17 protein-coding genes are annotated in these 21,179 nt (G+C 56.7%); 11 read left to right on the top strand and 6 right to left on the bottom strand.

The window, feature by feature from the left end; all coding sequences use genetic code 11:
• The first annotated feature begins 86 nt into the window (after positions 1–86).
• A complete protein-coding gene (locus tag RUM8411_RS07820; protein WP_085822140.1) occupies positions 87–350 on the top strand; it encodes a hypothetical protein in 264 nt (87 codons plus the stop codon).
• Positions 351–360: 10 nt separating this feature from the next.
• Positions 361–822, top strand: coding sequence for a phage holin family protein (locus RUM8411_RS07815; protein WP_085822139.1), 462 nt, complete (start codon positions 361–363; stop codon positions 820–822).
• A gap of 12 nt (positions 823–834) precedes the next feature.
• On the opposite strand, the gene RUM8411_RS07810 is transcribed toward RUM8411_RS07815, so the two are convergent.
• Genes RUM8411_RS07810 through RUM8411_RS07800 form a run of 3 tightly spaced genes read right to left on the bottom strand, consistent with a single transcriptional unit; the run spans position 835 to position 5,805 of the window.
• Positions 835–2,004: an acetate/propionate family kinase gene (locus tag RUM8411_RS07810; protein WP_085822138.1), complete on the bottom strand. Its 1,170-nt coding sequence runs from the start codon at positions 2,002–2,004 to the stop codon at positions 835–837.
• Positions 1,997–3,391 (bottom strand): bifunctional enoyl-CoA hydratase/phosphate acetyltransferase, encoded by a 1,395-nt coding sequence (locus tag RUM8411_RS07805; protein WP_085822137.1) that lies wholly within the window; start codon positions 3,389–3,391, stop codon positions 1,997–1,999. The genes RUM8411_RS07810 and RUM8411_RS07805 overlap by 8 nt, the downstream gene beginning before the upstream one ends.
• Positions 3,388–5,805, bottom strand: a complete 2,418-nt coding sequence (locus RUM8411_RS07800; protein WP_085822136.1) for a DUF3141 domain-containing protein — start codon at positions 5,803–5,805, stop codon at positions 3,388–3,390. The genes RUM8411_RS07805 and RUM8411_RS07800 overlap by 4 nt, the downstream gene beginning before the upstream one ends.
• A 347-nt stretch (positions 5,806–6,152) precedes the next feature.
• Here RUM8411_RS07800 and napF point away from each other — a divergent pair, with 347 nt between their 5' ends.
• From napF to RUM8411_RS07760, 8 genes are read left to right on the top strand one after another with little or no spacing between them, the layout of a single operon-like run.
• Positions 6,153–6,668: a ferredoxin-type protein NapF gene (gene napF / locus RUM8411_RS07795; protein ID WP_085822135.1), complete on the top strand. Its 516-nt coding sequence runs from the start codon at positions 6,153–6,155 to the stop codon at positions 6,666–6,668.
• Complete coding sequence (locus RUM8411_RS07790; protein WP_085822134.1) at positions 6,665–6,958, top strand: chaperone NapD; 294 nt, start codon at positions 6,665–6,667, stop codon at positions 6,956–6,958. Before napF ends, RUM8411_RS07790 begins: the two co-directional genes overlap by 4 nt.
• The gene (gene napA, locus RUM8411_RS07785; protein WP_085822133.1) at positions 6,955–9,447 is read left to right on the top strand and encodes a nitrate reductase catalytic subunit NapA; all 2,493 of its coding nucleotides are present in this window, start codon (positions 6,955–6,957) and stop codon (positions 9,445–9,447) included. Before RUM8411_RS07790 ends, napA begins: the two co-directional genes overlap by 4 nt.
• A gap of 27 nt (positions 9,448–9,474) precedes the next feature.
• Positions 9,475–10,293: a ferredoxin-type protein NapG gene (napG, locus tag RUM8411_RS07780; RefSeq protein WP_085822132.1), complete on the top strand. Its 819-nt coding sequence runs from the start codon at positions 9,475–9,477 to the stop codon at positions 10,291–10,293.
• On the top strand, positions 10,290–11,207 hold the full coding sequence (gene napH / locus RUM8411_RS07775; protein ID WP_085822131.1) for a quinol dehydrogenase ferredoxin subunit NapH: 918 nt from the start codon (positions 10,290–10,292) through the stop codon (positions 11,205–11,207). Before napG ends, napH begins: the two co-directional genes overlap by 4 nt.
• Positions 11,208–11,219: 12 nt before the next feature.
• Positions 11,220–11,657 carry a nitrate reductase cytochrome c-type subunit gene (locus RUM8411_RS07770; RefSeq protein ID WP_200818550.1) on the top strand — a complete coding sequence of 146 codons (438 nt, stop codon included), beginning with the start codon at positions 11,220–11,222 and terminating at the stop codon, positions 11,655–11,657.
• A 29-nt stretch (positions 11,658–11,686) separates the two neighbouring features.
• Positions 11,687–12,388: a NapC/NirT family cytochrome c gene (locus RUM8411_RS07765; protein ID WP_200818549.1), complete on the top strand. Its 702-nt coding sequence runs from the start codon at positions 11,687–11,689 to the stop codon at positions 12,386–12,388.
• Between the two features lie 13 nt (positions 12,389–12,401).
• A complete protein-coding gene (locus tag RUM8411_RS07760) occupies positions 12,402–12,659 on the top strand; it encodes a hypothetical protein (protein WP_085822129.1) in 258 nt (85 codons plus the stop codon).
• 49 nt (positions 12,660–12,708) lie between these two features.
• Here the strand turns inward: RUM8411_RS07760 and RUM8411_RS07755 are convergent, their stop codons facing one another.
• The gene (locus tag RUM8411_RS07755; protein WP_085822128.1) at positions 12,709–14,796 is read right to left on the bottom strand and encodes a tetratricopeptide repeat-containing sulfotransferase family protein; all 2,088 of its coding nucleotides are present in this window, start codon (positions 14,794–14,796) and stop codon (positions 12,709–12,711) included.
• Between the two features lie 274 nt (positions 14,797–15,070).
• Between RUM8411_RS07755 and RUM8411_RS07750 the strand changes: the two genes are divergently transcribed.
• Positions 15,071–18,973: a beta strand repeat-containing protein gene (locus RUM8411_RS07750; RefSeq protein ID WP_159453870.1), complete on the top strand. Its 3,903-nt coding sequence runs from the start codon at positions 15,071–15,073 to the stop codon at positions 18,971–18,973.
• A gap of 77 nt (positions 18,974–19,050) precedes the next feature.
• Here the strand turns inward: RUM8411_RS07750 and curA are convergent, their stop codons facing one another.
• Together curA and RUM8411_RS07740 are read right to left on the bottom strand one after the other, a co-directional pair.
• Positions 19,051–20,085 (bottom strand): NADPH-dependent curcumin/dihydrocurcumin reductase, encoded by a 1,035-nt coding sequence (gene curA, locus RUM8411_RS07745; RefSeq protein ID WP_085822126.1) that lies wholly within the window; start codon positions 20,083–20,085, stop codon positions 19,051–19,053.
• Positions 20,086–20,208: 123 nt separating this feature from the next.
• Entirely contained in the window at positions 20,209–21,126 is a 918-nt protein-coding gene (locus RUM8411_RS07740) for a GlxA family transcriptional regulator (RefSeq protein ID WP_085822125.1), read from the bottom strand.
• Positions 21,127–21,179 lie beyond the last annotated feature (53 nt).

Genomic DNA, 21,179 nt, shown 5'->3' with positions numbered 1-21,179 from the left:
CCTTTTCTTAAACCGGAAAAGGGCATTAACATGATCCTCGTAACCCAAGAAACCTGCCAGCCGGCGATCGGGAAGGGAACGGTGTGATGGTCACAAAGACACAGCTTGAAGCCGAGGTTGCGAACCTGCGTCGCCAATTGGCTGAACAATCCAAGACATCCGACCCTAAACAACCCCAACCCGATGTTCACCATGAAACGGTGACCGAAAAAATTACCGACAATCTGGACGCGTGGACAACCCAGATCGAAGAGGTCCTGACTGAACTCGAGGACCTTCCTCATAAAAAACCGATCCTTTTTGCCCTCGGCATTTTTGCGCTTGGCTATTTGATAGGCCGATCCCGGTAGGAGCCCGACTATGAGCCGAATTTCCCGCAACATTTCGATTATTCTGCGCGCCGAACGGCTGATTGCACAACGTCACCTGACCATCGCCGCCAAACGCACCGGGTTTTATGCTGCGGCTGGTCTGGCTGTGGGGCTCGCTGTTGTCATGCTGAACATCGCCGGGTTTTTCTGGCTGTCGGTTACGCTGTCAAAGCCGCTGGCCGCCCTGATTGTGGCCGCCGCAAACCTGCTTTTGGCGGTCATTCTGGCTTTGTTGGCCAATGCGCAAAGCCCGCAGGCTGATACCACCGCTGCGGTCGAGCTTCGGGACATGGCCCTCAACGATATCGAGGCGGAGATCAAAGACAGCCTGTCTGATGCACGCGACACGGTGGCAGGAATACGGCGCGACCCGATTGGCACACTGACCCCCGAAGTATTCAGCGCCATTCTCAGCACCCTGATCAAATACGCGCGCCGCCGGAAAGAGTAAGTCTGCGGATTACTACGCCAGACGCGCGGCAGCGCGTGCGATGATCATCTCTTCGTTTGTCGGGATTGCAAGTATGCGGACGCGGCTGAGGTCCGTAGACAGGACTGTGCCGCCATCCGCGTTCCTGCTTTTGTCCATCTCGATTCCGATCCAGCGCATCCCGTCACAGACCATTTGACGAATCGCGGCTGAGTTTTCGCCGATACCGCCGGTAAAGACCAGCGCGTCTATCCCTTCCAACGCGGCGGACAACGCGCCCAATTCGCGGCGGATACGGAACACATAATACTCGATTGCCTTGCGCGCATCAGGTGTATCTGCTGCCAACAGCGTGCGCATGTCGGACGAAATACCTGACAGGCCCAGCAGACCAGACTTGCGATAAAGGGTGTCGGCGATTTCCTCGGCGGTCATGCCGTCCTGTTGCATCATGTAAAGCACAACGCCCGGGTCCAACTGGCCACTACGGGTGCCCATCGGCAGCCCGTCCAAGGCCGAAAACCCCATGGTCGAGGCCACGGCCCTGCCCCCTGAAACCGCGCACATCGACGCGCCATTGCCCAGATGGGCGATCACCACGCGGCCCTCATAAAGACCGGGCGCAATATCCTGCAGCTTTTGCGAGATGTAATCGTAGCTGAGCCCGTGGAACCCGTACCGGCGCACGCCCTTTTCGTAAAATCTTTGCGGCAGGGCAAAGGTGTCGTTTACCCACGGGTGCGTCCGATGAAAGGCCGTATCAAAACAGGCCACCTGCGTGGTGCCCGGAAATGCCGCGCTGGCGGCGCGGATACCGGCCAGGCTATAGGGCTGATGCAGCGGTGCAAAAGGGATAAAACCGTTCAGAGTGTCAAGCACGCTATCGTCTATCCGAACCGGTTCCGAAAAAACTGCGCCCCCATGGACCACTCGGTGGCCAATGGCACGGACATGAATATCCGGCAGGTTTTCCCGGGCCATTTTCAGAAACGCCCGAATTGCCTCGTCATGGGTTTTGGTGTCAGTTAGCGGCTCGTTGATCGACCGTCCGCCAGCCGATTGCGCCAGCAACCGGGGTGCGTCGCCCAGCCGTTCGATCTGGCCGCGCCAACGCATGCTGGGGCGGTTATCCTCGACCAGTTCGTAGAGTGCAAATTTCAGTGAAGAAGACCCGGCATTCAGCGCCAGAACGTGGTCAGTCATGGATTTTGCCTTTACTCGCATAGGCGTGCAGTGCCGCGACCGCGCAGGAAGCCAGCCGCGAGGCGTCGTCATCCGCCCGCGAAGTCAGGATGATCGGAACCGCCGCCCCAACCAGGATCCCCGCCGCCTCGGCGTGCGAGATATAGGTGAGCTGTTTCGCAACCATATTGCCGGCCTCAATGTTTGGGGCCACAAGAATATCCGCCGCACCCGCCACGGCCGAGGTGATGCCCTTGGTACGCGCCGCGTTCAGATCAACTGCGTTGTCCATCGCCAACGGACCATCCACCAAACCACCGGTGATCTGGCCACGCTCAGCCATTTTGGACAATAGTGCCGCGTCAACAGACGAAGGCATATGCGGATTGATCGTTTCAACGGCGGACAGCACACCAACTTTGGGCGTTTCGATCCCTATGGAATGTGCGAGGTGTATGGCGTTCTGGACAATATCGGCCTTGGTTTCCAGGTCAGGCGCGATATTGACTGCAGCATCTGTCACCATGATCGGTCGCGACATGCCCGGGACGTCCATGACAAACACATGTGACAACCGGCGACCGGTGCGCAGTCCCTTTTCGCGCCGCAGGACCGCGTGCAGCAATACGTCCGTATGCAAATGCCCTTTCATCAGGGTTTGCGCCCTGCCCTCAGCCACCAGATCGACTGCGCGATGGGCTGCTGTTTCATGGCTATGAGCCTCGACAATCTCGATCCCTGACAGATCCGCCCCAAGTTTGGCAGCGGCAGCGGCGATTTTATCCGGATCGCCAATCAGAATCGGTGTGATGATGCTGTTTGATTGCCCCAGCAGGGCCCCGCCAAGTGAGTTCGGCTCTTCCGGGGCCACCACAGCAGTTGGCATCGGGTCCAGAGGTCTGGCTTTCTCAAGAAGTGCATCAAAATGGCGGTGGCGCTGCACGATCAGGCCGGGCACTTCGATGGAATCAAACTCCATATGATGTGTCGGAGGTGTAACCTGAACTTCACCGCTGAGGATCAGGGCATTATCACCGACCCGGCGCACTTCGGCGGCACAGCGCAAGTCGCCATCTTGCCTCTTTTCAAGGACTGACACAAATGCGGTCAATTCGTCACCTGCCAGGACCGGGATATGAAAACTGAGGTCCGCGCGACGGGTCTGCGTCCCGGCACCCGGCAGGATGTTTCCCAGAACGGCTGCAACCAGACCGGCAGGCCATAGGGCCGGAGCCACAGCTTCGGGACGCCCGTCGCCGTCCCCATCATAGCTGGCCAGATGCAGCGGGTTATGATCCCCGGAGGCCGATGCAAAGGCATAGAGGTCGTCCACGGTGCATAGCCGCGTCAGCTGAGCTTCGTCGCCAACCTTCAACTGCGAAAAAGTTCGGTTTTCATTGGTTTTCATGTCGGATTGGCCTTGTTCGGCGTGGCCCGTCTGCGCGCTTTGGGCTTGGGCGCGGGTCTGGATTTGGTCTTCTGTTCTGCCTCGGGAATGCACAGCGTGTCGCACAGCGCTCGGGTCATGTCCATAAGCTCTTGCGAGGGCTCGGGAATATCGCCAACAACACGCTGAACCAGATCCACAACCTGTTCTTTATCTTTGGGTTGCTTCAACAGGTCAGGCAAGGACGCTATGGCCCCCTCTTTATCAAAGGTGACAACAATAGTCTGTTCGTGCAAAACGCGCTGGCGCTGGTCAACACTCAGGTCTTTGAAGGGTGTCTCGTGCCGAAAAACATGGGCCCAACGGTCCAATATCTCGGATCTGAAGCTTTGGTTACTGTCGCCCAACAGGATCAGAATCCGAACAACCGCTTCGGCCAACCCGCCTTGTTTCATATGGGCCAGCGCGGCCTCGACCTGTGGCAAGGATCGCAGGGTTTCAGAGTCCGGCAGCGTGCGGTGGGCTGCGTATTTCCGGCCAAACCACGCAGCCAATGGACCGCCCCAAAGCGAATAAAACGTTGCTTCGTACCACGCGTCACGCAGGTCACGGCTCAGATCCATCGACTGTTCAATCCAATCGGCCGTCAGCTTTTCTAACTCAAGGAACGGGTTTTCCAGGTTCGCTGGGCTGCGCTGTTCGCGAACCGTTCCCGACACGCTTTTGACGCCGTGCATCGCGGGTGATCCCGATGACATCGCAGCGCGTTGGACACGCAACGGATGCAAATCACGCGAGGCTTTAGCCGATATTGGCGTTGTCAGCGTCTGAACCACTGGGCGCCCGAAGGTTTCATACAGATTTGCCTGAACCTCGGACATGTGGGCAACGGCGGCAAAACTTTCCTCATCCTCCTGACCATCATCCAGCGCGGCAACCTCTGCCAGAGTGCGGTCGTAGAACCGAACCTCGAACTGTTTGTCTGGGCCTTCGCCAAACGTGTTCTCGATCACCATCTCATACAGCCCAGGTGCCATGGCTTCGACTGTTTCAAGGGTCGAGGCCAGCCCGGAATGTTCCTTGCGGGCTACTTTGGACGACACGAAGATGCCCAGATGGCCCACATCTTCATGTAGCATGTAGATGATCCGCTGCCCGCACAGACGAATTTCTTCTTCATCGGCATAGGTCGCAGCGATCCAGTTCAGCGCCTGTTGTGGTGGCGTGATGTTGTCGCCCTGACTGGCGAAGACAAAGATCGGGCCTTTGACAGCCTTTATGTCGACCGGCACGCCCGGTTCCAACCGCGCGGTGTTCTTGACCAGCCGGTTGCCGACAAAAAGCTGTTCGACGATCCAGTGAATTTCGGCTTCGTTCAAAAGGAAGTATCCGCCCCACCAACGCTCAAAGTCGATGAACCGTTTTCGGCCTCCGTCAGGATCGCGGTAGAGGTCGAAATATTTGCCAAAATAGTTCCGGCTTGGGTTCAGCTGCTCGAAGTTCATCACCAGGTTGGCGCCGTCGAACTGCCCGGCGCCCAGATCAGACCAAAGCATTGGTTGCCATGTACCACCCAGAACACCCGCGTTGTAGCGCATAGGGTTCTGCCCCACTTCGCCCGACCAGGGTGCAATGGGCGCTCCGTTCAGGATCACAGGGCCGGTCAGGTCCGGATTGCAGGCTGCCATCAGCAATGTCGCCCACCCACCCTGACAATTGCCAGTCACAACGGGGTGCGGGCTGTCCGGGTGGCGCGCGCGGACGGTTCGAACAAATCCGGCCTCGGCATGCATCACATCCGCCAAGGTCTGCCCGGACACAGGGTCACGCCCGAAACTGACAAAATAGACCGGGTGCCCTTTCGACAATGCGACGCCGACCTGACTGTCCTGTTTGAACCCGCCAATGCCGCCGCCATGTCCGGCACGTGGATCGATTATGATATAGGGACGCTTTGTATCTTCGATAGTCACGCTGACCGGGGGAACAATACGCAGCAGATTGTAGTTGCAGGGGCGTTTCAACGTCGTCCCGTCGACGACGACCTCGTATTCATAGGCCAGAACCGGGGGGCAACCGGCGGCCTCATGCTCCAGAAAAACATCACCACGTTCGCGCAGCACATCCAGGGTCAGCATTGCCCGTTGGCTTGCGTCTTTCAGGTAGGCCGCCCAATCCTGGGTTAAGGATTTCGAACCCAGAAGATCTTGCGAAAGAGCCCCAAACCCTTGCATCAGGTCACGACTGCGTAACGTATGATCCCGGCAAATTTTAGCCGATTGAAGTGTCATTGATTTGGTCAGAAGGTCCCGTTGCACTCCGGTGCGGTCCAAGGTTCGACTCACCAGATCGGCGGTCTGGTCCTTTTCCGCTGTCGCGTCCTGCGCCATGTCCGCCGCAAGTTTTCTGGTGTTTTCTTGAACATCCGAAGTCATAAACGTATCTCCAGCCTGTTGCGTTCACCCTGTCCGACTGGGTGCGCCGCTGTTCCTGTCACGATTTCTGCGATGCAGCATATCCGGTTTCGAAGTGATACTCAATTTCTGCGCTGTGTCTTGCAGTAGCGGCCAAATGTACCACCCGCGCCGCCAACCTAGCTTTCGTTTCCGGATAGTTTGAACCGTGATTACCACTTGAGCCGGCGCGCAACATCAGCCGCGTGAGTCTTCAATTAGACTAAAGATAAGTCCTCCATTCATGATCTGGATCAAAATGCGTCAGCTTGTGACCGGTTATGCAGTAAGCTCACAAAAGGAATCAAAGGTAGCCAGGTCAAAGCGATATGAGCCAACTGACTAGCCGACGCGCGTTTTTAGGCGCAGCAGCATTCCGGGAGAACAGTAACATTGTTCGACCTCCGGGTTCGGTTGTGCCTGGCTTTTCAGATCAATGCAGTAAGTGTGGCGACTGTGTCGAAGCTTGCCCCGAAAGTGTGATTGTCATTGGTCAGGATGGGTATCCGGTGTTTCAACCCACCGAGGGTCCCTGCACTTTTTGTGGGAGTTGCGCCCAATCCTGTCCCACGGATGCCCTGGACATAGAACGCCTGCAAGACTGGCCGTGGCGCGCATCGGTCGAGGCTGTGTCCTGCCTGTCTGTCAATGGCGTCAGCTGTCGGGTGTGTCAGGACAATTGCGAACAAAACGTCATCAGCTTCAGGCTGCAACTGGGTGGCCGCGCGGATCCATCTTTAGACCTCGACGCCTGCACTGGTTGTGGGTCGTGTACGGTGTCCTGCCCGGTCAATGCCGTCACATTGAAACGCCAAACCATATCTCAAACGGAAGTCAGCCAATGAATATCTGCGGATGCCTTTTACATATCGCGCCAGCGCACACACTGGCGGCGTCCGAGGCAATGAAAGACACCGCCGGTGTCGAAATTCACGCCGAGGCCGAAGACGGCCGTTTTGTAGTTGTTGTCGAAGACACGCCGACATGCCTTGCGTCCGAGATCATCATGGACCTGCACCAGATCCCCGGGGTGATTTCTCTGACGCTGACGTACCACCATTTCGAGGACATTGCGGACAGCCATCCGCACCCCGATGCCCCAAGCCAAACCACCAGCCGGAGGCCCACGCTATGACTATATCAGAATCTCGTCGGACATTCCTCAAGGCCTCAGCGGCCGCAGCGACGGCCTCTGCCGCAGGTATTCCTCTGGCCACCGGTCAAGCCAACGCGCAGGCTGGTGCCCCAGAAATTCGCTGGGACAAGGCTGCCTGCCGATTCTGTGGCACCGGCTGCTCTGTGCTGGTCGGCACTAAGGACGGGCGTGTCGTCGCCACTCAGGGCGATCCTGACGCGCCGGTCAATCGCGGACTAAACTGCATTAAGGGCTATTTCCTGTCCAAGATCATGTATGGCAAGGATCGCCTGACCACCCCACTGCTGCGCAAGACAAACGGCGAATATGACAAGAACGGTGAGTTTGAGCCTGTCAGTTGGGACGAAGCCTTTGACGTCATGGCCGCCAAGTGGAAAGATGCGCTGGCCAAGAAGGGCCCGACCAGTGTCGGAATGTTCGGGTCAGGTCAGTGGACGGTTTGGGAAGGCTATGCTGCTTCGAAATTGATGAAAGCCGGGTTTCGGTCCAACAATATCGACCCCAACGCGCGGCACTGTATGGCATCCGCGGTTGTGGGCTTTATGCGTACCTTCGGAATTGACGAGCCGATGGGTTGCTATGACGATCTGGAACACGCGGATACTTTCGTGCTGTGGGGATCGAACATGGCCGAAATGCACCCGATCCTGTGGTCGCGCCTGACCGACACGCGCCTGACCAAGCCGGGATGCGAAGTGCATGTTCTGTCGACTTTCGAACATCGCTCGTTCGAGCTTGCCGACAATGGCCTAGTGTTTAACCCGCAGACCGATCTGGCGATCCTGAATTACATCGCCAATTACATCATTCAGAACGGCGCGGTGAACGAAGAGTTTGTCAACAAACACGTCAATATCACCAAGACCGCCACCGATATCGGTTATGGTCTGCGCGATACAAACGCGCTGCAGCAAGAGGCAGAGAACCCAAACTCGGGCAAGCTCGAGACGATCAGCTTTGAAGAATACGCCGAGGCGGTCGCCCCTTATACGTTGGAATACACAGCCGAGCTGTCTGGCGTGCCCACCGATAAACTTGAGAAGCTGGCGCAACAATATGCAGACCCGAACCGCAAAGTGATGAGCTTGTGGACCATGGGCTTCAACCAGCACACCCGCGGATCGTGGGTGAATTCGCTGATGTACAATGTACACCTGCTGGTTGGTAAGATCTCAGAACCAGGCAATTCGCCTTTCTCGCTGACCGGTCAGCCCTCGGCCTGTGGAACCGCGCGTGAGGTGGGCACGTTCGCACACCGGCTGCCTGCTGACATGGTGGTGGCAAATGACGAACACCGTCAGATTTGCGAAACTGCCTGGAACATCCCGGCAGGCACTATTCCACCTAAGCCCGGATTCCATGCTGTCTTGCAGCACCGGAAGCTGAAGGATGGTGAACTGAATGCCTATTGGGTGCAGTGCAACAACAACATGCAGGCGGCACCCAATATCAACGAGGAAGGTTACCCGGGTTATCGCAACCCGGAAAACTTCATCGCAGTCTCTGACCCTTATCCAACAGTCACGGCTGTCTCTGCCGATTTGATCCTGCCCACCGCCATGTGGGTCGAAAAAGAAGGCGCCTATGGCAACGCGGAACGCCGTACGCAGTTCTGGCGCCAGCAGGTGAAAGCGCCAGGAGAAGCAAAATCTGACCTGTGGCAGTTGATGGAGTTTTCGAAACGCTTCACCGTTGAAGAGGTCTGGGACGAAGATCTTCTGGCCAAGATGCCCGAACACCGCGGCAAGACCATGTATGATGTGCTGTACGCCAACGGATCTGTGGATAAGTACCCCCTCACCGAAACTGCGGAAGGCTTTGACAACGACGAATCCGAGCATTTTGGGTTCTACGTCCAGAAAGGCCTGTTTGAGGAATATGCTGAATTTGGCCGTGGCCACGCGCATGACCTTGCACCGTTCGAAACCTATCACCAGGCGCGTGGGTTGCGCTGGCCGGTCGTGGACGGCCAAGAAACCCTTTACCGCTTCCGCGAAGGGTACGATCCGTATGTGCCCGAAGGCGCGGATGTTAAATTCTACGGTCATAAGGACGGCAAGGCCAAGATCATCTTTGCCCCCTATGAACCCGCCGCTGAGGAGCCAGATGAAGAATATGATCTGTGGTTGTCTACCGGTCGCGTGCTGGAACATTGGCATTCAGGCTCGATGACGCGCAGGGTGCCAGAACTGCACCGCGCCTTTCCCTCGGCTGTGGTCTACATGCATCCGCAGGACGCCAAGGATCGGGGACTGCGTCGCGGGCAGGAAATTGTGCTCTCGACCCGCCGTGGCGAGGTCACCAGTCGGGTTGAGACACGCGGGCGCAACAAGGTGCCGCGCGGCTTGGTCTTTATGCCGTGGTTTGATGAACACCAGTTGACCAACAAGCTGACGCTGGATGCAACCTGTCCGCTGTCGAAGGAAACCGACTACAAGAAATGCGCCTGTAAGATCGAGCGCGCGTAATCGGCACGGATCGCAAAGGTAATCCCCATGCCCCTCGCCGAGACACCTCTTTCGCCGAAACGTCGCCGCTTCCTTCAGGATACGGCGCGCACGGCAGGTGGCTGTGTGGTCGCCGGATCACTGCTGGCCTGGCTGGCCCGCGACGCCCGTGCATTGCCGGCCGAGGCATTGCGCCCCCCCGGCGCGTTGCCAGAGCGGGAGTTCCTATCGGCCTGCATTCGCTGCGGGCTGTGTGTGCGAGACTGCCCCTATGATACCTTGAAACTGGCCGAACTTGGGTCGGATGCTGGGGCGACGGGCACGCCCTATTTCACCGCTCGCGATGTGCCTTGCGAAATGTGCGACGATATCCCTTGTGTTGCCGCCTGCCCGACCGGTGCGCTTGATCCCACGTTGGATGACATTGACGATGCCAAAATGGGCGTCGCGGTTCTGGTCGATCAGGAAAACTGCCTGAACTTCCTGGGCTTGCGGTGTGACGTTTGTTACCGTGTCTGCCCGGTGATAGACGAAGCGATCACGTTGGAAACAGCGCATAACGCCCGCTCGGGTCACCACGCGATGTTTATCCCAACCGTGCACGCGGACCGCTGCACCGGCTGTGGCATGTGCGAAAAAAGCTGTGTTCTGCCAGAAGCCGCAATCAAGGTATTGCCAACACGCCTTGCGCGCGGCAGCAGCGCGGATCATTACCGCAAAGGATGGGAAGAAAAAGATGCCAAGGGCGCGCCGATTGTCGAAGGCATAATCGACCTACCCGACCGTCTGCCCGGCCCGGGGGTCGACAACCTGATCGCACCGGGTGGTTTTGAACCCGCCTATGATCTTCCAGGGGTGGGACAATGACCACCCGAGCACATATGCCAATAGGCCAAGAGGCCGTGGCGGTCAAAGGTTGGGTCGGCGCGCATAAATACCTGATACTGCGCCGTATCAGTCAGCTGTTCTTTCTGGTCCTGTTTCTGTTGGGACCCTGGTTCGGCATCTGGGTCGTTAAAGGTACCTTGGCAGGATCGCAGACCCTGGCTGTACTGCCGTTGACGGACCCATTCATCCTGTTGCAAAGCATGATCGCCGGGCATTGGCCGGCGCTAACCGCTTTGATGGGCGGCTTGATCGTCATGGTGGCCTATGCGCTGGTCGGGGGCCGCGTCTATTGTTCTTGGGTCTGTCCGATCAACCCGGTGACCGACGCGGCAAACTGGCTGCACAGGCGGTTGGATTTGCCAAAAGGTTGGCAACCTAAACGGCGCACGCGGTTGTGGATATTGGCCACCGCGCTGATCGTCTCGGGTCTCACCGGCGTCATCGCATGGGAGATTATCAACCCAATCACCATGTTGCATCGCGGCTTGATTTTTGGGGCCGGTTTTGTCTGGGCCATGGTCGTTGCGATCTTTGTCTTTGATGTGTTTGTCGCCCGCCATGGCTGGTGTGGCCACATATGCCCGGTTGGTGCGTTTTATGGCCTGATCGGCACCAAAAGCCTGTTGCGGGTCAGCGCGGTTAACCGCTCGGCCTGTGACGATTGCATGGATTGCTACGCCGTCTGCCCCGAAAACCACATCATTTCGCCCGCGCTGAAAGGCAAGCCGGGTGCCACGCCGCTGATCCTGTCAACTGACTGCTCAAACTGCGGTCGCTGTATCGATGTCTGTGCAGTTGATGTCTTCAAATTTACTCACCGGTTCGACGACCAAGTCGCCGCACCTTCCGATCCAGTTCCCGCGCCTGAACCGCGCGTAGCCAGACCTATTTAAGGGAGTGCCGAGATGAACAAGCCAATCCTGACAGGTGTCGTCGCCCTGATCCCCGTTATATTCCTGAGCGGATTCGTCCTTGCGCAATCCGCGCCGGTGCAAACCCTGCGTGGCGCCGAGGTGGATGAACCCATTCCGTTGGACCAGATTCACAAGAACGTGGAAGGACGGATGCAGCGCAACTATCGCCAGCAACCACCGCTTGTCCCCCACTCGATCGAGCAATACCAGATTGACGTGCGCACCAATCAATGCCTGTCCTGCCATGACTGGACCAAAGCCGGGGAACGCAATGCGCCGACCCTGTCGATGACCCATTATCTGGATCGTGACGGCAATGAGTTGGATCACATCGCCGGGACCCGTTATTTCTGCAACCAGTGCCACGTGCCTCAGGCAGATGCGCCTGCGTTGGTCGACAACGTGTTTGAACCCTCGTCCGGCAATTAATCCAACGCATGTCTGAAAGGAGCACCAAGATGGCAGACTCCCCCGAAAACCGCGGTTGGATCCGCCGCCTCTGGAACGCGATCTGGACCCCGGCTGTTATGTTCAGCTCGGGCTTTCTGATCCTCGCCGGGTTTCTGGCCGGTATTCTGTTCTGGGGTGGGTTCCACTGGACATTGGAACTGACCAATACCGAGGAATTCTGTACTTCATGTCACACTATGGAAACCAACCTGGGTGAGTATCGCGAGACGATCCACTATAACAACCATTCCGGTGTGCGCGCGATCTGCTCTGACTGCCACGTTCCGCATGAGTGGAACCATAAAATCAAGGCCAAGATCATGGCTGTTAAGGATGTGTATCACGAGCTTGCGGGGACCATCAGCACGCCGGAGAAGTACGAGGAACACCGTCTGGCTATGGCCTCGGCGGTCTGGAAGAAAATGAAAGCGTCTGACAGCCGTGAATGCCGCAACTGCCACAACTTCGATTATATGGATTTTACCATCCAAGAAGCGCGGGCGGCCTCGGAACACCAACGCGCCATCGACAACGACATGACCTGCATCGATTGTCACCAAGGCATCGCGCATAGCTTGCCGCAGGGATATCAGGAAGAATACCAGAAAATCACCGATACTCTGGCCAGCGAATCCACCGGAAAACTGCAGCAACAGGTGGCGGATGGCGGCACTGAAATCCGGTCATATCTGACCACACAGTCGGATTGAAAAGGGGCAAGATATGCTGGAACTCTTAGGAACAATCGGAGGTAACATCATCGGCTTACCAGGTATTTTGGGCCTGGCGCTGGGTATGATGACGCGTCGCGTATGGCTGGGGGCCTTGATGGGCGGTCTGGTGGGCATTGTTGAGACGCTGCTGTTTGCCCATTGGGATTTTGCCAATGTCGCAACGATCGAGTTGTTGATTGCCGTTGTCGTGGGCTTGTGCGCCGGAACACTGGGCTCTGCGATCCGCATCAAAGGCGCATCTGTTTGATATCAGTTGCAGCGCGTAACTAAACGATAGCCGCTATTCTGCGGTTGGATTAAATCCGGTTGTCGCCAATCGTGTCGATCAACGGTTGCAAGTGACGCTCATACCTGCGCCACTTTTGCTTTGACGACGCATAGAGCGGCTGGCGCACTTGTTGAACGCTGGCCGTTCGCACCCGACGCTTGCCCGAATAGAAATCAAGGCAGGCCTCGTCCCACTCCAAACCGCAATAGTCGATCATCCCACGCGCAACGGTGTCGATATCATCGACCAACGCCTCATACCGGACCGTATGGAACGCGCCCTGAGGCAGCGTGGCTTGCCAGTGCTTCATCATCCGGACGTAGTTGTTGTAATACCGTCCCAGCTCGATCTGGTCATAGCTGTGCAACTGGCTGCGTTCGAACAAACGCGTATAGCAGGACAAGCATATGTCGAGCGGATCGCGCGCAACATGGATAATACGGGCATTGGGCATCAGACCGTGGATCAGCCCGATCAACTGAAAATTGGCGGGCATCTTGTCCACCACCCGAAGCGCATCTGCTGCATGAGCGGACAGCAAATCCACATAATCCTCCGCGCGACGGGTCAGTTGCTCGGCTGACATAGAGGCCATGGCGCGTGGCACGTTAGAACGGCCGTCGTCGAGATGACCAAACAGGTTCTGCAGATCGTTCAGTTCCCCGGCACCGAACACGTCTGGATGGGCATCCAGAATGGATTCGGTCAATGTGGTACCTGACCTTGGCATGCCCACCACAAATATTGGCTTTATGCTTGTGATCGCGCATTGGCGCAGGTTCGATATTTTCCGTGCGTCGAAGGTCGTGATCAGGTCATCCGTTAGCGTATCGGTGTCAGCCGGATCATAGGCGATCTGCGATCGTTTCAGCGCCGCGCCATTTTTGAACTGAGCGAATGCCTCATCATAACGTTTGAGCTTTTCATAGGAGTCACCCATCGCATAGTGAAATGAGACCGCCTTTTGCGGCAGCATGGTTGGGGCGGTGGGCAATGCCGCTTCAAGCGCCTGAAACACAGGGCTGTCCTCGGTGACCTTTTCCAGGCGGGCCAACGCAATTTGCGCGCTCAATGGGTCTTCGGCGCATGATGCGGCCTCTTCGAACAGCTGGCGCGCCGTGTCGAATTCGGCCTGTTCAATGGCAAGATGTCCTAGGGCCAGCCTGCTGGCGCTGAGCTTGGGCTTGAGGTCGATTGCCTTGCGAAACAGATCCTTTGCCGTTTCCGCTTTGCCCAGATGCGCCTTGATCAATGCCATTTGGTGACAAGCCGAGGCATTCTCAGGGTCCAGGCGCAAAGCCTGCTCGGCCTCGATCACAGCCAGTTTGGGATGGTTTTTTTCAAACAAAACCTGCGACAGGCCAACATAGCTTTCGGCCTTTTTATCGTTCAAAGAGATGGCATTGCGAAACGCGTTTTCGGCCTTGTCCAGATCGTTTTCCAACATGAAAATCCGACCGAAATTGCGATGTAATTCCGCGTCACGCGGCTCGTGTTTGGCAAAGCTCTCGGCTGTTGAATGAGCAGAGGGGATATCTTCAGCCTCGATCAGAACCGAGATCAGATTATTGGCAGTTTCGGAAGAACCTGGGTTAATCCGCAGCGCGCGCTGATAATAGCGGGCAGCCGTGTCGCGATCCCCTTCATCGCGCGCGATACTGCCCAGATTGTTGAGAGCCCTGTCAAAATCGGGCGCCAATGCCAGCGCCCGTTCCTGTGCAATGCGCGCTTGTTCAAGATCGTACAGGTCGTAATGAACAAGGCCCAGATTGGAATGCGCAGCCGCACGACCCGGGGCCAGTCGAACCGCACGTTCGCCCGCGGCGCGGGCCTGTTCCAATTGCCCGGAGCTGCGCAGAATCTCAGTGTAGTTGGTTAGAAAATGCACGTTTTCGGGCTGCAGTTGCACCGCCCGGCCAACCGCTTTGACAGCCGGCTCGAATTGCCCGATCTGAAAGGCAATCAGACCCAGCATATGATGCGTTTGCGCGTGGTGCGGCGCAACTTTAACGATTTCCGAAAACACCGCGACTGCCTTTTGCAGCTGCCCATTTTCATACTGCGCCATCGCCTGAGCGAATGCGTCCTGTACCGAAATCTGCTGCTGCGTCGTCATGAATTTGCCTCCTACGGGTCAACGCAGACATGGCCTGAGCTTGCCTTATTCTTAACGCTGATCTGTGTTTCGTAGAGCATTCTTGCCCAGCCGTCCATCCGCTGTTCCGGCGAAAACCGCAAGTATCAATACGATATATTGTGTGATCCTAATGCCATACAACAATATATTCGGCAGTCTTAAAACAATGTCACATTTGCGCTCAGCTTCGCTCCTAGGTAGCAGGCCTGAAAAATCGTTAACAAGTTATATCCTTTGGGAGGGACTTTCGAAAATGAGTGGTGGCGTAGTTCAGCACGCACGTGAATGTGCGGTGCGCGGTGGTCGTATGGTCAAATGGAAAGGTCGGGTGGCAAGCGTTGCGCCCTCAGTTTTCCTGGCCTCAGTATCTGTGGCAGCTTTGTCCGTTGGTATTGCTTCTGCCGAAGTTGTTTCGACCCCCCAGAACACACGGCAGGTGTTTTCGGTCGATGAAAACAACACTATCACGGCCACAGGTGCAGTGAATCTGACCACATCAGGTGGTCCGGCGGTTGTCATCGATACTGACTACACAAGCCAGTTCACAAACAATGGTACCATCTCAGGGCCATCGGCAGCCAGTGGTTTAGGGTTCGGGGTATTGTTGAACGGCAACCTGTCCGCATCGGGGCAAATCGTCAACAACGGCACAATCGATATTCGTGTGGACACGTCAGCATTCGGCGCCGCTTTGGGCTTCCTGATGGGCGGAAACTTTGGTGGTGATTTCATTAACACTGGCACAGTAACGGCCAGAGCGACATCAACTTCTGTCGGCAACGCAAGCGCACTGGGCGCCGTGTTCACAAATGGCACCGCTTCAACGGGATCGGCTTTCAACTCGGGCACGATCACGGCGATTGCCGGTGGGTCAGGCTCAAGCCAAGCGTCCGCTTTTGGGCTGCTCTTTGTGGGCGATGCGAACGCCGATATGAGCAACAATGGCACAATTCGTGCGATTGCCGGTGATGCAACGACGGCCGCGGCGGTAAGTCTATTTGTGACTGGCGACATGAACGGGGACCTGACCAATTCTGGCACCCTTCACGCGGCGGCGGATCAAAATGACAGCCTTGCCGAAGCCGTTGGTGTTCGGGTGCAGGGCGTTGCAAACAGCAACATCAGCAACACTGGAAACGTTTCGGTCAACGCCTCTGGTCTGACGTCGGCGACTGCCTGGGCATTCCACCTGGAAGACGATTTGAACGGTGACCTGACCAACAGCGGGACGATAACCGCCATTGCAAACGCTGCATCTGGAAGTGCTGATGGTGCAGCAGTTTACATTGAGGGCGACACAACCGGCAATATCACCAACACCGGGACCATCGTCGCACGTGGAGAGGCGACCGATTCAGCTTCGGCCTCGGCCTATTACCTGTCCGGCGATTTGACCGGAGACTTCGACAACTCGGGAACCATCTCTCTGATTGCGAACTCGACCGATGAGGAAGCCGAGGCACTGGGTTTGTATGTCAGTGGCGATTTGAATGGCAACATCACCAACAGCGGCAGTATTAGTTTGCAAGCAGACGGGGTAGAATCCGCAACGGCCACGGCGTTCGACATTAACGGTGACCTGACTGGGAACTTTGTAAACAGCGGCACAATCACGGCACAGGCAACCGATCTGGATGATGATGAAGCCGATGCCTACGTGCTGGATCTCAGTGGCGATATGACCGGTAACATTATCAATACCGGCACGATCACCTTGCAGGCGGATGGATATTCATCTGGCACTGCGACCACCTTCGAAATCACTGGCGATTTTACCGGTGACTTCAATAACAGCGGTACAATCATTGCCCAGGCGACCAGTCAGACCGAAGAAGTGGAAGCTTATGCTCTGGAATTGCGCGGCGACATGGTCGGCAACATCACCAACAGCGGTACCATCCTGGTCAGGGGTGACGGAGAAACATCTGCAACTGTTGCAGGTTTTTATCTGCGCGGTTCATTGGAGGGCAACTTTACGAACTCTGGCTCCATCACAGCTATCGCAACTGACCAGACCGAGGAGGCAGAAGCCTTTGGCCTGGAAGTTCGTGACGGCATGGTCGGTAACATCACCAACAGTGGCACTGTATCAGTCCAGGGTGATGGCTATTCATCAGCAACCGTTGCAGGTTTCTATATCCGCGGAGGGCTGGAAGGGGATTTCAACAATTCCGGCACCGTGACTGCAGTGGCCACCGACCAGACTGACGAGGCCGAGGCCTATGGCCTGTATGTCAGCGGCGGTATGACCGGCAATATCCACAACAGCGGCTCGATCTCGGCCACAGCACACGGAGACACCGAAGGCACAGGCGCAGGCGTCTACATCTCTGGCGGTCTGGATGGAAACATCACCAATACTGGCTCGATCACAGTGCTTGTCACCGACAACACCAGTTCTGCCGAAGCCTATGGGCTGTATAGCAGCAGTGAAACAACAGGCAACATCACCAACACCGGTACCATTCAGGTCACCGCGCGCGGCGACACCAGCGCTTCGGCAACGGCATATGGCGCATACATCACAGAGTTCGACGGAACGATGTCGAATTCTGGTGTGATCAGAGCCATCAGCTCCTCGGAAACAGATGAGGCCGAATCGGTTGGTCTTTACCTTCGCAACGGATCTGTTGGTACGGTCATCAACAGCAATGTTGTTTCGGCATCTGCTACCGGCGCGACAGAGGTAGAGGCCCAAGCGATCTATCTGGACGACGAGTTTACTGGAAGTGTCACCAACACAGGTACGCTGGTGGCGTCCGCAAGGATCACCAATGACACCGACTTTTTCCAAGGCACTGCCGCTGGCGTTTGGGCAGATGACATGCAGGGCACCTTCTCGAACACCGGTGTGATCACGGCTACGGCGTCCGGTGCGGGGGAATCCAATGCTTATGGTCTGTACTTCGAAAACTTCGATGGTGTGATCACGAATGTCGGCGAGATTTCGGCAAGCTCTGACACTGGCGATGCATACGCCATTTTCCTTGGCACTGGCACCGGCACCCTCAACGTGGTCAACACTGACAAGGTCACCGGACTAATTCGCGTGCAGGATCACAACGTCAATTTGGACGCAGTCGGGGGCAGTTCAATCTTTGAATTCGAAGATGCCGCCCCGGGTGTAGGAACCTTTACCACCACAGTATCCGATGGCCGGTCGGGCTGGTTCGTGCACGATGAAGGTGGCGCAGCCCCGATCTATGCAAGCGTTGATGGGGCTGATGTGCTGAATTCCGGAGAGGTCACGGCCTTTTACGGCCATGTGGTCGGCTCTTCGACCTCAGCGTTGCGATATGCTCCTCAGGCGCAGGTCACGCGCAGTGCCACCACGGGGCGCGTATCTGGCCTGACATTCGGTGCATTCCGCCCCTATGTCATGATCGATGCAGCATCGCGCCGGTTTGAAAACGTGACCGAAACCAATACCGATGTCACCGTGTTCAACGGCAGTGCCGGGTATTCCGGTCAGCTGGACAACGGCCTTGCCCTGGCGCTGGGTTTGGGTGTCTTCCGTTCGGACGGAGACACGGACACAACCGATTTCGACACGGACGGTTTCTATCTGGATGCCTCTTTGGGTCGTCAGATTGGGTCATACACGATTGAAGCCGGTCTGGGTTATGGCTGGCTGTCGACCGACAAGTCGCGCCAGATCGCTGGCAGTGAGGATGCAAATGCCGATTTCGACAGCACCTTGCTGACGGCCTATGTTGGGGTCGAGCGCGCCTTTGATGTCGGAGACGAATTTGGGCTGCTGGGCTTTGGTGACGTGCGTTATACGCGTCAGAAGGACGATGGTTACACTGAAACAGGGTCCTCGGCCAATGCTACCGTCGGCGACAGTACCACCGAGGTGATCGAGGCTCGTCTGGGCGTTGAGGCCGAAAAATCACTTGGTAACCGAGGTCTTTTAGTTGGTCGGTTGTCCGGAGTTCTGCGCCGCGATTTGGGTGATACCGAGGCCTCAGTCACTGTGTTCTCCACCACTCAGTCGCTGTCCTTTGCCACCTCGGATTTCTCGGGTGCCAGCGTACTGGTCGGATACGAACATGAGCTTATCACTGACATGCTGTTCGAAGTGAATGCCGAACAGGAAATTGGTGACGACGCACAGGGTCCAAACTTCCAGGCCGGGTTGCGCTGGTCGTTCTAAGACCAGCCACCAAAAAATTTTAGGCACCCCGGTATGTTAACCAACCGGGGTGTCTTTTTAGGACATCACCAGCGGCTTCAGACGCCGACGTTGACCACCATTTTTCCGAAATTGCCGCCGCTAAGCAGTTGGTTAAATGCGTCGGGGGCGTTTTCCAGCCCGTCGACCATATGCTCTTTGTATTTGATCGATCCGTCCTGAAGCCAACCCATCATATCGCGGCGGAACTCTTCATATACCTCGCGCGTGAAGTTGTCGAAGATGATAAAGCCCTGCATCTTGACTTTCATGCGCAGCAAGGTACCCATGATGGCTGGTCCCATATCCGGCCCATCCGGCAGACCCGGCAGGTTGTACCACGCCACGATGCCACACACAGGCACACGGGCAAACGGGTTCAGCAAGGGAAGCACGGCATACAGGACCTTGCCGCCAACATTCTCAAAATAAACGTCAATCCCATCTGGGCACGCGGCTTTCAACTGGTCTGCAAAGTCAACGGCCGTGTGGTCGATACAGGCGTCAAACCCAAGGTTTTCGACAATATGCGCGCATTTCTCTGCACCCCCTGCAATGCCGACAACCCGGCACCCTTTGAGCTTTGCGATCTGGCCAACAGTCGCACCAACTGGCCCCGCAGCGGCGGCAACGACGACGGTTTCACCCGGCTTGGGCTCACCAATTTTCAGCAGACCGGCGTAGGCGGTATAGCCCGGCATTCCCAGAATCCCCAATGCCCAGGACGGGTTTTCAGGCGACTTCCCAAGGTTCATCACCTCGGTCCCGTCGGTTATCGCGTAATCCTGCCAGCCGCTGCCGGACAGAACATAATCCCCTGGCTCAAAGCCATCCAGATTGGAGGATACAACCTGAGCCACGACCTGAGCGGTGATGACGCCGCCAATCGAAACCGGCTCGGCATATGATTTGGCGTCGTTCATACGGCCACGCATGTAGGGGTCCAGCGACAGGTATACTGTGCGCACCAGCATCTCATTCGCGCCGGGGACAGGGACCTCGGTCGTGGTCATGCGCAGGGTGTTGGCATCGGGCTCGCCTTTCGGGCGTTCGTTTAAGACGATTTGGCGGTTGATCTCAGAGGTCTGCGGCATGTGCTGTGTCCTTTGAATGCTGGTGCCATGTCAGGGATCAAATTGGTGCGCCCATCTTGGCCGGATTGCAACTGAGATAGTCAGAGCCCCACCGGTTTTCCATCCCGTGCATTGCCCAAAGGATCAGGCCCGGTTTCGGAACTCAGTCGGCGTTTGGCCAAATTCCGCTTTGAATGCACGGGTCATTGCGCTGGCGTTTTCATACCCACAGCGGCCTGCGATTTCTGCGATGGATTGCTCTGTCTCTTCAGAAAGTTTTCGCGCCAGATTAAGACGCAACCGCCGATACAAAGCTTGCGGCGTGGTCCTGAGCTCATGCTGAACCCGCACCTCAATCCTTTTTTGCGTGCAGCCAATCCTGCGTGCGAGGTCAGTGATCGACAGCGGCGTTTCCAGATTACTCTGCATGACGTTCAGGGCACGGTTCACCAGCGTATCTTCGGATTTCAGCGGTAACGCATATTGATCCGCCCTGCCCCGGCTCATGAACAGATGCGCAACCTCCATCGACAATAGCGGGCCCTGGTCACGCCGTATAAGGGCCAAGGCCAGATCAAACGCAGCCATCGCCCCCGAACAGGTCAGCCGGTTGCCATCAATGACAAACCGTTCCTGAACAGCCTCTACCGCTGGAAAGGCTTCTTCAAAGCGGGTCAGCTCATCCCAATGAATAGTTGCCCGGTGATCATCCAGCAACCCGGCACGGGCCAGCAGCCAACTTCCGGTATCCAAACCCGCCAGTTGCGCATATTTGGAGGCCGCTGATAACAGGGTCCGTATGGTAGGCCACGTGTCCAGGTCCAGGTAGCCATAAGACGGCATGACTACCAGGACATCGCCGTTCAGATCGCCAAGAGCGCCGTCCGGGGTGACCGCCAGGCCGCTGGAACTGTGGACAGGCTGCCCGTCTATCGAACAAAAGCGCCACGCGTACAATGTTTGTCGCGATAGCGTATTCGCCGCGCGCAAGGGTTCAACCATGTTGGCCAGGCAATGGTTCGAGAAACCATCAAACAGCAAAACATTGTATTGGCGGGTCAAAATTTTTCCAAACCTGCACGATCATTGATCAACTCTGCATGTCGAGAAGATGC

This window comes from Ruegeria meonggei, from assembly GCF_900172215.1.
In the GTDB taxonomy this organism is placed as follows: Bacteria; Pseudomonadota; Alphaproteobacteria; order Rhodobacterales; family Rhodobacteraceae; genus Ruegeria; species Ruegeria meonggei.
Note: the sequence above shows the minus strand (reverse complement) of the source record. Positions and strands in the feature narration are given on the sequence as shown.